We start from the raw sequence: 12,288 nt of genomic DNA, 5'->3' as shown, positions 1-12,288 counted from the left end.
TAAAATCTTTTTATACAGCGCCAGGTGCGCCGGACATGTCCATCCAGATCGCTTCCCAGACATGACCGTCGGGATCGGCCAAATTGCGGTTATGCATGAAGCCAAGGTCCTGCTTGAGGTTGATGTCTGCTGTCCCGCCATTGGCCGATGCAGCTTTGTTCATCGCGTCCACAGCATCTCGGCTGTCACATGACAGCGCCAGCATGACTTCGCTCGACGTCGCTGGTGGAATGGGTCGGCTCGTGAAGGTCTGCCATTTCGCATGGGTCAGGAGCATCACGTTGATGCTCTCTGAGACAACCATGCAGGCCGCCGTGTCATCACTAAATTGCGGATTGTTCGTGAAACCGATGGCTTCGTAGAATGCCCTCGACTTCGCCAGATCGGCAACCGGCAGGTTCACAAAAATCATTCTGGACATTCCTCGTCTCCTTCTTAGGTGTGGTGTGCGCGGCCCGTGTTGACGTTGCGGTTTAAGCCGAACTGCTAGTCGTGCGTTGCGCTAGCCAGATGCTGCAGGTGACAAAGCCGAAGCCGGCGATTTGAGGCCAAGACAGCGTTTGGTCGAGGAACACCCATCCAAGCAATACGGCCGTTACCGGGCTGAGGAAAAGCAAGAATGACACCGCTGCGGATTCCAGTCTCGCTACGCCCCGGAACCAAAGGACGTAAGTCATGGCCGCACCAATCAGTCCGAGCCATGCCAACCCAAGCAGGTTGGTCCCGGTCGGGAGTGGGATGGATGGCTCAAAAGCCAGAGCTATCGGGACAAGGAGGAGACCGCCGGCAGTCAGCTGCCATGCTGTCAACGTGAGAGGTGATACGGGCGGTTGCCATCTTCGGCTCAATACCGTCCCGAAGGCCATTGAGGCCGCTCCCGCCAGACCAGCTAAAACGCCAACTACATCGAGAGCTGCATGAGGGGTCAGCACCAACAGGGCAACACCCCCGATCCCTACAAGAGCGGCGAGGACCGAGAAGGGGCGAACTGGGCTGCCAAGAAAGACAGAAGCGAGGAAAACCACTATCAACGGTTGAACCGACAGCACCGTCGCGGCTACTCCGCCCGGAAGACGGTAAGCCGCAACGAAGAGCATGCTCAGGAAGATCGAGATGTTAAGCGCCCCAAGGGCGAAACCGCGCAGCCACCAGATGCCCGCTGGGAGCTGCCGAACGACCGCCAGCAGCAGCAAGCCGGCAGGTAAGGCGCGCAGCATGGCGACCGTCATCGGGGAAAAGCCCAGCAGGAAGTGGGTGGTGACGATATAGGTGCTGCCCCATATCACCGGCGAAATTGCCGTCAGCAGCAGATCGGAAGCAGTCGTTTTCATGAAAGCTCCAGAACCTCGGTAAGCGGGCGGCGGGGCTTTTGCGGCCAATTTCCGGGCAAGGAGCGACCGATCGCGACGAGCATCACCGGCACTTCATTCGGGCCGAGGCCAAACTCACGCGAAACGCCGTCGGTATCGAAACCACCTATTGGACCGGAGACAAGGCCCAGCGCTTCGGCTGCAAAAATCAGAGTTGCAGCGCCAAGAGCTGCTGAGCGCACGGCTTCATCGCGGGCTGTCTGTGGATCGTCATATTGTACGCGGGCGCCTTCCTGCCAACCCGAAGCCATGTCCGACGGCATGAAGCCGGCTTCCACAAAAGGATGCAGCCTTGCGGCGAGAGAAGCGTGGTCCGGCAGCACGCCACATATGATGAAGGTCACCGCCGCGGCTTGCACCTTGGCTTGGCCATGGGCGAGACGGCGCAATCGTGCCTTTGCTTCAGGCGCCCGCACCGCGATGAAGCGCCAGTTCTGAAGGTTGTAGGCGCTCGGTGCGCGCGTTGCCAGGCGCGTCAATTCCGCGATCTCGGCATCCGTTAGAATATGCGAGGCGTCGAACAGATTGGCTGAAACGCGCTGTTCGATAAGCGCAATTGTAGAATTGATCGTCATGCTATTCCAAATTGAGATGTTGATCTTAAGAGCCTAAACAATTTACTGGAGTACGATAATGTGCAATTTTTGAAAGATATTGTTTACCAACGGGGAATAATTGATGGATCGCCTGACCGCCTTGCAGGTCTTCCGGCACGTGGCGGAACTGAACAGTTTTGCCGAGGCCGGACGGCGGCTGGGTCTCTCTCCTCCCGCGATCAGCAAGAATGTCGCCGAGTTGGAGGCGCATCTGGGCGTGCGGCTCATCAACCGGACGACCCGGCGTATGGCCCTGACCGAGGAAGGCAGAATCTATCTGGAGTATATCACACACGGGCTCGATGCGCTGGCCAGGGCGGACCAGATCCTGCGCCCCATCAAAACGGCACCGAGCGGCACCTTGCGGGTCAGCGCGCCGATGACGGTCACGTTAACGCGGCTTTCGGCTGTTATTCCCGAGTTTCTATCACGCTATCCCGATTTGAAACTCGATCTGCATCTTGATGACAGGCGCGTCGATATCGTCCGGGATGGTTTTGACCTTGCCGTTCGCGGCAGCGACAATCTTGAGGATTCCAGCCTGGTCGCGAGAAAGCTTGCGGTCATGCCGCATGTACTCTGCGCGGCTCCATCTTATTTTGAGAAGCATGGCCGGCCCAAGACGCCTTCCGATTTGAAGCTGGTCAACTGCATCCGGTTCAGCCTCTCGGGGCATGCGGACCTATGGGAGTTCCGCAAGGACGGTCGCATCGAGCGAATTGCCATCGACGGTCGATATTCGGTCTCGTCGAGCCTTGCCGTGCGCGATGCGTTGCGCGCGGGCTTCGGCGTCAGTCTGATCCCCCATCCCTACGTCGAGAGCGACCTAAAAGCAGGCCGGCTGCAATCGGCTCTGGATGACTGGAGCACGGTCGAAACCACACTGTACGCGGTCTACCCGGCCCGGCAGCACCTTGCCCCAAAAGTCCGCGTCTTCCTTGATTTCCTGATCGAAGAATTTGCCCGGGACAATGGTGTTCATGCTTCTTCGACGTGAGCCCTCAGCGAGCTCTGGTTCGCAAAAGACATGGCGGCTATCTCAATAACATTTATGCTGGTCGTTGGAGCTGCAGGGTGGGCAGTAGCGCGAGGGTCGGGTCCAGGCGGCCAAAGGGATCTGGTGAGTTGATCGCTGCTGGCGCCGGCACTGCACGCTCGCATTCGAGGTAGGACTAGAATACGCTCGCTGCCCGAGCTTCGACCTATCGAAGAGGCAGGACACAAGCATGGAGCGACGCCTCACCGCAATCCTTGCTGCCGACGCTTGCGCAGCTGAAGAGGCTTCGCGCCGAAGTGATCGAGCCCAAGATCACAGAGTTGCACGGACGCATCGTCGGTTCCGCTGGCGACAGCCTTCTTGTCGAATTTGCCAGCGCAGTCCACGCGGTGCAGTGCGCGGTCGAAGCCCAGGAGGGATTGGCCGCTCACAATGCAAGTTTGCCCGAAGACAAGCGCATGACTTTCCGCATGGGCGTGAATTTGGGCGACGTGATTGCAGAGGACGACACGATCTACGGTGATGGTGTGAACATCGCCGCGCGGCTCGAGAAGCTTACAGAACCTGGCGGCGTCTGCGTCGCGAGCAACGTCTACGAGCAGGTCAAAGGCAAACTAGACTATGCCTACACCGACCTCGGTAGCCATCAGGTCCACAACATCGTGGAGGCGGTGCGCGCCTATCGGGTCACTCGAGCAAAACCCACTTCGGCATTCTCGACAAGGGATACGCTGACGCTTCCCGAAAAACCGTCTATCGCGGTCTTGCCATTCGACAACCTAAGTGGCGACCCCGAGCAGGGCTACTTCGCTGACGGCATGGTGGAGGAGATCATCACCGCGCTGTCCCGGACGCGCTGGCTGTTCGTCATCGCGCGCAACTCGAGCTTTACCTACAAGGGCCGGGCAGTGGACATTAAGCAGGTTGGACGCGAGCTTGGTGTGCGCTACGTGCTTGAAGGGAGCGTGCGCAAGGCGGCGAGCAGGGTGCGCATCACCGGGCAGCTTATCGATGCGACAACGGGTGCACATCTATGGGCCGACCGTTTCGACGGCGGGCTGGAGGACGTTTTTGACCTGCAGGAGGAAGTGACCCGGAGCGTCGTCGGAGCGATCGCTCCGAAGCTGGAACAGGCAGAGATCGAGCGGGCCAAGCGAAAGCCGACCGAGCACCGTGACGCTTACGACTACTATCTGCGCGGGATAGCAAGCCTCCACCAGTTGACCAGGGAATCCACGGCAAACGCCCTCCAGTTGTTTTACAAAGCCATCGAACTCGACCCTGAATTCGCCTCGGCATACGGCATGGCCGCCTGGTGTGCCGTCATGCGCAAGGCGAACGGTTGGATGACGGATCGCAAGCAAGAAACCGCCGAGACGGAACGCCTGGCTCTGAAGGCAGTGGATTTGGGCAAGGATGACGCGGTTGCGCTCTCACGCGGCGGGAGCGCGCTCGCCTTCGTCGTGGGCGACAACAATAGCGGGGCAGCGTTCATTGATCGCGCGCTTGCGCTCAATCCGAACCTGGCTACTGCGTGGCTATTCAGCGGCTGGGTCAGAGCCGACCTTGGCGATACGGAAACCTCACTCCAGCACCTGGCGACTGCGATACGCATGAGTCCAGTCGACCCGCTCATGTTCGATATGCAGAATGCGGTTGCAGTGGCTCATCTCTTCGCTGGTCGATTTGAGGAGGCATCATCTTGGGCTGAAAGGTCGTTGCGGGAAAAGCCGGACTTTTTGCCGTCGTTGCGCTTTGCGGCTGCAAGCTATGCTCACGCCGGCCGAACCGAGGATGCGCAAAAGGTGGTGAGCCGAATTCTCGCCCTCGATCCTAGCCAACGAATTTCCGATCTCGCCGACGTCGTTGCAATCAGGCAGCGTGCGGCCGATATGGCTCTGCTTTCAGAAGGTTTGCGAAAGGCGGGGCTGCCGGAATAGCGCTGCTAGGCTGGCGCATCGATCGCGGTTTAGTAGTTAAAACGCGGGCAGCTTGCTCTTCACCGAGAAGGGGCTTGTGGTCGAACTGGCGCAGGCCCCGATCTCGGCATTCCGTTCGAGGGGACGAGAGGGCCATTGAACGCCACATGAAGGGCTCTGCAAAGCCACTGGATCGGGCACTTCGGCGTGTTTCGAAGGTACAGGGTTTGTGAGCTCCGCTTTGAGCGAGAGATAGGTGCCCCACCGGACAGGCGGATCAAACCCCGTATTGCGGTGGCGCCAACGGATTCTTCGGGAACGACTGTCACCGTGGGCTCAGTCGCGGACTTTTTCAACGAAATCCACCCTTCCGCGACATTCCCTCCGCCGCTGGCATTGCACTTTTCTTCTGGCCGCTACACTTCGCATCGCATAAAGACCCGCAATTCGCGGCTCTTTATGCTGGGGCTTCCACGGCCGCCAGGCCGAGTTCGACGGGATCGGGGACCGTCGTCGAGAAAATATCGAGATAATTTCGCCGTTTCGTGGGCGATGCTTGGCCGAGCTTTTCGACTTTCTGAGAAACCGTCTCCTTAAGGCGTTCAGCGCTAGGTTTCAGGCTTTCTTCAGCAACCTTAATCCGCGCGTCGATAGCTGCTACGTCCGGTGTCGCCTCCGCTTCGTTTCCAGATCCGCCACTCGACGCCGCTTTAGCGCGTTTCGGTTTCGGCAGGCTGGCTTTTCGATTCACGGTGCGAGTTGCGGGCTCATTTGTTACCGCTTTCGCGGTCGCAGCGGCCGTCGCCATCACCTCAGCTGGGGATGACATTCTCTTTTCGGAATAAGCCATCCCGGTAGTCGGGGCCCCGACATCTTCGGCGGGCTGGCCTGCCCGGTTGTAATCGTCAGTCAAAGCCGGAACCGGCTGAACCGGGAGGTATTCGATCGGCGGTACATCTGGAATGTGCGTCTGCGAAAAGGCTTCGGCGGACTTGAATGGCTGTGTCTCGAAAAAGCGCAGCTTGTCGCCGAAGATCGGGCGCTGGCCTTCAACAAGCAGCACCATCTTTCTCTCCGGCATCTGCCGGATTTCCTGTGGCATCATCAGGTCACGTTCGCGAATCTGTTCGACCTTCGTGCGCCTTGGCAGGCCGAAGAGCTCAATCGTGCGGGATTCCGACTGGTAGCGGATGGTCCGCTTGCCGAGCGCACGGGATGCATAGTCGGCGGTCGCCTGATCATTCGCGCCCAGAATGAGCTGATAACCACAATTGCCGAGCAGAGAGTGCCGGGAGGTTTCGCCGTAAATCTCGTCGAGATTCTTCAAGTCCTGGATGATGATGGCGAGCTTGATGTTATACCCTGCCACATAGGGCAGCTTGGTCATGATTTCGTCCATCTTCTTCAACTGCCGAAATTCGTCGAGCAGGAAGTAGACCGGCAGTGAGTTCGGATCGTGCTCGAGGGTAAGAATGTCCATTGTCTGTTGCACGAACAGCGTCAGGAGCGGCTTGAGCAGCGTGATATCCGTGATGTTGGGCGCGAGGTAGACGGAGATCGGCCGTCGCTTCATCGCGCGGAGATCCATATCGGTGACGTTCGTCGCTGCGACGATACGTTCGTTCTTGAACGGGCGCATCGCCTTCTGAATATCGAGCAAGGCCGAGGCGGCGGCGCGCTCGGAAAGGGCCAGATATGCGTTGAAGCTTTCCAACGTGAATTTGGACAAGTACGGCTCTTTTGCCTTGATGAATTTCATCAACGCCTGCAGGTCGACGCCGCTGTTGAAGAACGAGTTGACCTCCCCGAGATTGCGCCGGCCCTTATAAAACGGGCTTTCCAGCACATAGCTGATAGCGCCTGCCATGACCTGTTGAGCGGTCGCCTGCCACACCGAGTTTTCGGATTCGGTGTTTTCGGGAACGAGAATGCTCGCCGTGTTCTGGATATCGGTCGTGCGATTTCCACGTTCCTGGCGAATGAAGTCGAGAGGATTGTAGCCGTTCGTCCGCTCCGCGCCCGGCGCGAAAAGGAAGACCTGGCTACCGTTGCGCCGGCGATAGCCGGCCGTTGCTTTGAAAACCTCTCCCTTGAGGTCGGTTACGATCATCGACCCTTCATGCATGAGAGCATTGGGAATGACATAGCCGGCGCCTTTGCCGGATCGTGTCGGCCCGATGATCAGATGGTGACGATCATCCTTGGTGCGCAGGATTTTGCGGCCGATGCGGCCAAAGATATGACCGGACTTGCGAAACCACTTGCCGCGGCGGAGTGAGGCAATGTCTTGAAAGGCCGCGTCACCGAGTGGGCTGCCTTGCGGCCGAAGGCCGATGTAAGCAACGAGACCGCCGGCGACCAGCGCGGGTACAAGCGAGCCGATCGCGACCTTCTGCAGGGCAGGATTACCCGCAAAGTGCCAAAATTGCTGGATCGGAACGAATGGATTCGTGGTGATCGTCGTCTCGAGGATCCGACCGTCTTTGTAGAAGAGTTGCAGGCCGAGGCCATAGCCGAACATCCAGACTGTGAATGCAACGCCGAGGCAGAAGGTCAGGAAGACGGCCTGATATCCCTTGCTCATGATTCGTGCCGCGCGAAAAAAATCTCTGAAACGCCGCGCTTGCCGCCCTCACGGCGCAACTGGATGACAATCGGGATCACCATCTGGATATAGGACATGAGATCCTGCTTGGTGAACCCGGCCGACATACCGGCCTGCTGCATCATCATTGCCAATTGCTCATAGGCCCCGAGAGGCGTGTCGGCATGGACCGTCGACATCGAGCCTGGATGGCCGGTGTTGATGGCGCGCAGGAAGGAAAATGCTTCCGCGCCGCGAATCTCACCAACGAACAGCCGATCCGGCCGCATGCGCAGTGACGCCTCGAGCAAGTGCTGAATCGTCACGTCGGCGGTACCCTGGTCGCCTTTCGACGCGATGAGATGCAGCTTGTTCGTCTGGGGAGGAAAGAGCTCTCTGGTGTCTTCGAGGGTCAGAATGCGTTCGTTCAGGTCAACGCTCTTCAGGCACGCATTGAGAAATGTGGTTTTGCCAGACGATGTGCCGCCACTGATGAGGATCGAAACACGTTTGATGATCGCGGTGTGGATGAACTCGTAGATGGCATTTGAGCGGAGATAGCCGATCAGCTCGCGATCGGTGTCGCTTAGTCCTCCGACAGCCACGGAGACCTTTTGAAGCGAACCGTTGTCGCGATATTCTTCCAGCGTAAAATTGTTCACGACCTGCTTGCGGATGGAGATGGCCCCGCCTTCCGGCGCGGCAGGCGGAAGAACGACCTGGATGCGCTCGCCGGTTGGCAAGGCTGCGCTCAGGATCGGCCTATGCCGGCTGATGAACTGCTCAGTTGCGCCGGCAACGCGCTCCCCGATGTTCTGGATTTCTTCAGCAGTCAGAGCATCGACCTTGTGAAACTCCATGTGATCGGACCCAAGCCGTTCGACATAGACGTGGCCCGGCTTGTTGATCGAGATTTCGACGACAGCCGGGTCATCCAGGAAATCCTTTATCGGTGCGAGCGCACGATTGAGAAAATAGTAGGGGTCTCGCGGCCCGAAATTATTTGAAGCCACGTTCACGCTTGATTTCCTTCATGGCTTCAGCCACCGGATCGTCGTACATGGCCGAGAAATCGAGATCCTGGCGAACATAGACGAAGATCCGCGCGCCCTGGCTGACACTGATCGTCGGAGGGATGCGAAGGTTTTCGGAAAGGGCCTGATTTGCCATGTCCGAAAAGGTTTGCGCGATGGTGTCGCGCGCGAGCTCTTCGCCGCGCTTGGCATCATCCTTTTCGTCGCCGAAAGCTTCGTCGCTGCCATAGCCGGTCAGATAGCTTGCGCCGGCGCCGACGATCGAGAGAAGGATGGCTGATCCGAACCTCTCGCGCCACTTGTTGTCGACAATGCCGGTGAGGCCGGAGCGGCCGAGGCTATCCGTGCCGAACGAATTGAGGCGCACTGACACCCCATCGTCACGGATGAGGCGCGTCCAGATGACGAAGATGCGCTTTTGGCCCCTGACGACATCGGACTGATATTCGCCGATCAGCCGGGTACCCGTCGGGATCAACACGCGCCTTCCGTCGAAGGAATAAACGTCCTGCGAAGTGATGGCGCGTATCTGTCCTGGCAAGTCGCTGACGATTGCCGTTTCGAGGATGCCTGGAATCAATGTTCCTTCCGGGATCATGGCGTCGACACGCTTGATCTGGCGTGCTGTCGCTGATCTGTCGGCCAAGCTCGCTGCTGCCGCCAGATATTTGCTGTTGCGGTCCTCGCCGGCGACACTCAGGCCTTCGCCTTCGCCTTCGTCACCGGCCAGCGTGCCACCATCGGCCGCCGAGCCCTTGTTGTCGAATACGACCATGGCCGACTTGTAGCGCTCCGGAAATTCTTCCGGCGGCGGTTCGGCGGCTTCGGGTGGCGGCGGAGCGGCAACTACAGGTGCCGGTGGCGGCGGTACGTTGAACGCTGTCGTGTCCGGCTTTTCTTCAGCGGGAGGCGGGGGTGGTGGCGGCAACGATATGATCTCACTGTCAGGAGCGGCCGGCGGCTCTTCGACATCACGAACAAAGGACGGGGGCCGGAACGTGGTGGTCCTGAATTCCTCGTCACCATCCAGCGCGTCACGAGGCCTTTCCTGTGCACCGGCGAGAACGAAATAGGCCGCGACGGCACCGCCGAGCAGGAGTGCCGCGCCGCCCAGGACCTGGTTGCGTTTGGCGTTCTTGTTGCTGACGTCCGTTTCGTCGGCCGAGAGCATCGCTTCAAGTTCGGGAGTCCGTTTCATCAGTTGCCGCCCCTTCTGCGCTTGGACGCCAGGCGATCGGGAGCTGGACCGAGGATATCGGGATCCGGTGCGCCAAAATCAGGCTTTCTCAGATTGAAAATGCACGTCCACTGGTTTCCGTCACGCAGCGTGTATTGGGTCGCCACGCCATCGACGACCAGATATTCCCCTTCCTTGCGGAAGTTGCGGAGCGTTTCCGAGAAATCGGAATTCACAGCGAATATTGCGGGCATGCGCCCGCTGAATTTGAAGAACGTCTTCTTCCCGTCGTCGAAAATCATAGACGGCTTGAGCGACGGATCGCCGGAAAAAGAATAGTCGAGATTGACGTTCGCCTTGTCGATGTTCGAGACATTGGGATTAGAGGCGCGATACTCGGCCTCTTTCCTTAGTGCAGCGTTCAGGTCCTTGTCCGGATAGACGAACCTAACCCCAAAGACCTTCTTGTCGGCATCGGGCGCAAAATCGTGCAATTCGATGAAATAGATCCTCTTGGTGGTGACGATATTCATATTTGTGGCCACGTTCTTCGCGATGGGCTTCACAAACAGAATGTTGCCTTTCTCGGACGGCGAGACCTGCCAGCTTTCGGTATCGCCGAGCGAAATGGTCTCGAATTTCTCATCTTCGTCAAAGATGATCATCGTCGAGATACCGTAGGTCGCGGCCACCTTCACCACGTTGTTTTGCTGATAGACAACGCTCGTCACCCTCGAATCGAGGCTGCCTGGCCGAGGCGTTTGCGCCGCATGGGCGTGAGTGAGGATCGCGGCGAAGATCGCCGCCGACGTCAGGAAACGTTTTATCATCCCTGACCTCCCGGCGTCACGGTCTCTTGATCGCGACGATAGTTATGGACCTGGAAGCCTAGCGGGTTTTCGAAGCGCCACTCGTTTGTTACCGGCGTATCAGTGTAGCGGTAGCGCACGACGGAAATGTAGTGCCGGACGATCGAGTCCGTGTCGGTCTTTTCCGTCGTCGAGAAACGGACCAGCGCTGTGCTGGCGTTCGAAAACGTTACCGATTTGATCTCGACGAGGACGCGCTTGTTCTTTCCATAGACCTTCGCCGGATTGTTCGTGTTAGCGGCGCTATAGAGCTCTTGCAGCTCGCGGGCCGCGTCGCCTGTCGACAACAGTGCGGCGATGCCGAAATTCTCTTCAATGGCGAACGGATCATAGCCTTCGCGCGCACGAATATATCGTACGACGTTGGCCTGGGTGATTGCCTGCTGTTCGGTCAGGTTCGACGGCCTGGTCAGGCCCGTTTTGACCTCCATATAGCCCGTGTTCTTGTCGACCTCGACGATGTATGGCTCAAAGCTCTTTAACGGTACGAGCAGCACCAAAGCAGCAAGCGCCAGAAGCGTTGTCGCCCCGAAAAGCGTTGTCACAAACCACGCGAGCGCGCGCGAGCGCTTCGCCTTTTTGACGATCTCATTTTCCCAACGATCACCGTCCTGAAAATAACTCCTGAGAGCAACGTCCTTAGAATCTGTCATCGCGCCTAGCCCTTACTTTCTTACGAACCAACAGCCTCAACGAGGCATGCTGTGGCTGCTTATCCGGTTCTGCATTGCTGCCTTTGCGCCGTCTCCCCGGGATGTTGATGTAGGGCCGCCATTGCCACGGAAGCGGGTGTAGAGGCTCTTGCTGCCCTGGAAGCCGATGCTTGCGCCCTTGATGCCGGCCCGGGACACGTTCATAGGCGCCGTCAAGCCGGTATATCGACCGACAGTTCTCGCGACACTGCCGATACCGGCCGCCACTCCGCCGACTATCCCTTGTGCGAGGACCTGGATGTTGAACAGTACAAACGCGCCGGCACCGCACAGCAGCAGAAATGCCGAAATATCGCTGAGCTGGAGCCGTCTTTGGTTCGCTGCGTTCGATACTTTCGTCAACTCAGGGTCCATCGCCGCGATCAAGAACGCGGCAACGACATAAACAAAGAGCGGAATCAGCGCGTACAGCAGAACCTGTTGAAACCATGAGACGCCCAGGTTCCGCGTTTGTTCAAAGAGCATGCAAGCGATGAAAATCGGAGCGGTTCCAATGAGCACCCACATCATCACCTTGGCGAGCAGCAAAATTGCGAGGGCAACGGCAATGAAGACGGCGACGCACAACATGATCAGGAAGCCGACCATTGAAGGGAGAACCGAGAAATAACCTGACTGTTCGGCGAATGCCGAAGCCGCTTCATTGGCTGTTTTCCAGATCATCGACAGGCCATTCGTCGGCTCGGTGATGCCTGTCCCGGTCGCCGTGAGGATGGCCCGCCCGACGTCTTCGGGGGTATTGTTGAGCCAGGAGTAAAAGAACGTGTTGAAATGGCTCCACTGGCTCACCAGTGTCAGGATCAGCAGCATGCGAACGACGCGACCGATGATTTCGCTGACACTGACGCGAGCAGTTCCCATAAAGAGCTGCAGGCCGTAATAGCCGACATAGGCCAGGAACATGACATTGAGCAGTGGAACGATCTCGCCGCCGACAATTTCGTAGGCACGTTCAGAAAAATTCGCCCCCGTCTGCTCTATCCTGTCCAGCAGTTCGCCTAAGAAATCCTGCATTGTCGCCTAGCGTCC

Annotated in this window: 10 protein-coding genes and 1 pseudogene; 2 read left to right on the top strand and 9 right to left on the bottom strand. The window is 58.3% G+C overall.

Annotated elements, in window-relative coordinates:
* Window positions 1-10: 10 nt before the first annotated feature.
* From AC0L3L_RS30360 to AC0L3L_RS30350, 3 genes are read right to left on the bottom strand one after another with little or no spacing between them, the layout of a single operon-like run.
* On the bottom strand, window positions 11-421 hold the full coding sequence (locus AC0L3L_RS30360) for a VOC family protein (RefSeq protein WP_473640752.1): 411 nt from the start codon (window positions 419-421) through the stop codon (window positions 11-13).
* A 52-nt stretch (window positions 422-473) separates the two neighbouring features.
* Window positions 474-1,331, bottom strand: coding sequence for an EamA family transporter (locus AC0L3L_RS30355; protein WP_473640750.1), 858 nt, complete (start codon window positions 1,329-1,331; stop codon window positions 474-476).
* Entirely contained in the window at window positions 1,328-1,945 is a 618-nt protein-coding gene (locus AC0L3L_RS30350; protein ID WP_473640748.1) for a nitroreductase family protein, read from the bottom strand. The genes AC0L3L_RS30355 and AC0L3L_RS30350 overlap by 4 nt, the downstream gene beginning before the upstream one ends.
* Window positions 1,946-2,048: 103 nt before the next feature.
* Here AC0L3L_RS30350 and AC0L3L_RS30345 point away from each other — a divergent pair, with 103 nt between their 5' ends.
* Window positions 2,049-2,963 carry a LysR family transcriptional regulator gene (locus AC0L3L_RS30345; RefSeq protein ID WP_473640746.1) on the top strand — a complete coding sequence of 305 codons (915 nt, stop codon included), beginning with the start codon at window positions 2,049-2,051 and terminating at the stop codon, window positions 2,961-2,963.
* Between the two features lie 233 nt (window positions 2,964-3,196).
* Window positions 3,197-4,903: pseudogene (locus tag AC0L3L_RS30340) on the top strand (adenylate/guanylate cyclase domain-containing protein); the annotation flags it as partial.
* Between the two features lie 436 nt (window positions 4,904-5,339).
* Here the strand turns inward: AC0L3L_RS30340 and AC0L3L_RS30335 are convergent.
* The 6 genes from AC0L3L_RS30335 to AC0L3L_RS30310 are packed head-to-tail and all read right to left on the bottom strand — an operon-like array spanning window position 5,340 to window position 12,273.
* Entirely contained in the window at window positions 5,340-7,466 is a 2,127-nt protein-coding gene (locus AC0L3L_RS30335) for a type IV secretory system conjugative DNA transfer family protein (RefSeq protein ID WP_473640745.1), read from the bottom strand.
* On the bottom strand, window positions 7,463-8,485 hold the full coding sequence (virB11, locus tag AC0L3L_RS30330) for a P-type DNA transfer ATPase VirB11 (RefSeq protein ID WP_473640743.1): 1,023 nt from the start codon (window positions 8,483-8,485) through the stop codon (window positions 7,463-7,465). The genes AC0L3L_RS30335 and virB11 overlap by 4 nt, the downstream gene beginning before the upstream one ends.
* Window positions 8,466-9,698 carry a type IV secretion system protein VirB10 gene (gene virB10 / locus AC0L3L_RS30325; RefSeq protein WP_473640741.1) on the bottom strand — a complete coding sequence of 411 codons (1,233 nt, stop codon included), beginning with the start codon at window positions 9,696-9,698 and terminating at the stop codon, window positions 8,466-8,468. The genes virB11 and virB10 overlap by 20 nt, the downstream gene beginning before the upstream one ends.
* Complete coding sequence (gene virB9, locus AC0L3L_RS30320; protein WP_473640739.1) at window positions 9,698-10,507, bottom strand: P-type conjugative transfer protein VirB9; 810 nt, start codon at window positions 10,505-10,507, stop codon at window positions 9,698-9,700. Before virB9 ends, virB10 begins: the two co-directional genes overlap by 1 nt.
* Window positions 10,504-11,199, bottom strand: coding sequence for a VirB8 family type IV secretion system protein (locus AC0L3L_RS30315; RefSeq protein WP_473640737.1), 696 nt, complete (start codon window positions 11,197-11,199; stop codon window positions 10,504-10,506). Before AC0L3L_RS30315 ends, virB9 begins: the two co-directional genes overlap by 4 nt.
* Before the next feature lie 36 nt (window positions 11,200-11,235).
* Window positions 11,236-12,273: a TrbL/VirB6 family protein gene (locus tag AC0L3L_RS30310; RefSeq protein ID WP_473640735.1), complete on the bottom strand. Its 1,038-nt coding sequence runs from the start codon at window positions 12,271-12,273 to the stop codon at window positions 11,236-11,238.
* Between the last annotated feature and the right edge of the window lie 15 nt (window positions 12,274-12,288).

This window comes from Mesorhizobium sp. WSM4849 (assembly GCF_055811385.1).
This window is presented reverse-complemented; position numbering and strand designations above follow the sequence as displayed.

Excerpts from the sequence above, each read along its gene's own strand:
- AC0L3L_RS30310 (WP_473640735.1), bottom strand. The coding sequence starts at position 12,273 with ATGCAGGATTTCTTAGGCGAACTGCTGGACAGGATAGAGCAGACGGGG.
- virB9 (WP_473640739.1), bottom strand. The coding sequence starts at position 10,507 with ATGATAAAACGTTTCCTGACGTCGGCGGCGATCTTCGCCGCGATCCTC.
- AC0L3L_RS30350 (WP_473640748.1), bottom strand. The coding sequence starts at position 1,945 with ATGACGATCAATTCTACAATTGCGCTTATCGAACAGCGCGTTTCAGCC.
- AC0L3L_RS30335 (WP_473640745.1), bottom strand. The coding sequence starts at position 7,466 with ATGAGCAAGGGATATCAGGCCGTCTTCCTGACCTTCTGCCTCGGCGTT.
- AC0L3L_RS30345 (WP_473640746.1), top strand. The coding sequence starts at position 2,049 with ATGGATCGCCTGACCGCCTTGCAGGTCTTCCGGCACGTGGCGGAACTG.
- AC0L3L_RS30360 (WP_473640752.1), bottom strand. The coding sequence starts at position 421 with ATGTCCAGAATGATTTTTGTGAACCTGCCGGTTGCCGATCTGGCGAAG.
- AC0L3L_RS30315 (WP_473640737.1), bottom strand. The coding sequence starts at position 11,199 with ATGACAGATTCTAAGGACGTTGCTCTCAGGAGTTATTTTCAGGACGGT.
- AC0L3L_RS30355 (WP_473640750.1), bottom strand. The coding sequence starts at position 1,331 with ATGAAAACGACTGCTTCCGATCTGCTGCTGACGGCAATTTCGCCGGTG.
- virB10 (WP_473640741.1), bottom strand. The coding sequence starts at position 9,698 with ATGAAACGGACTCCCGAACTTGAAGCGATGCTCTCGGCCGACGAAACG.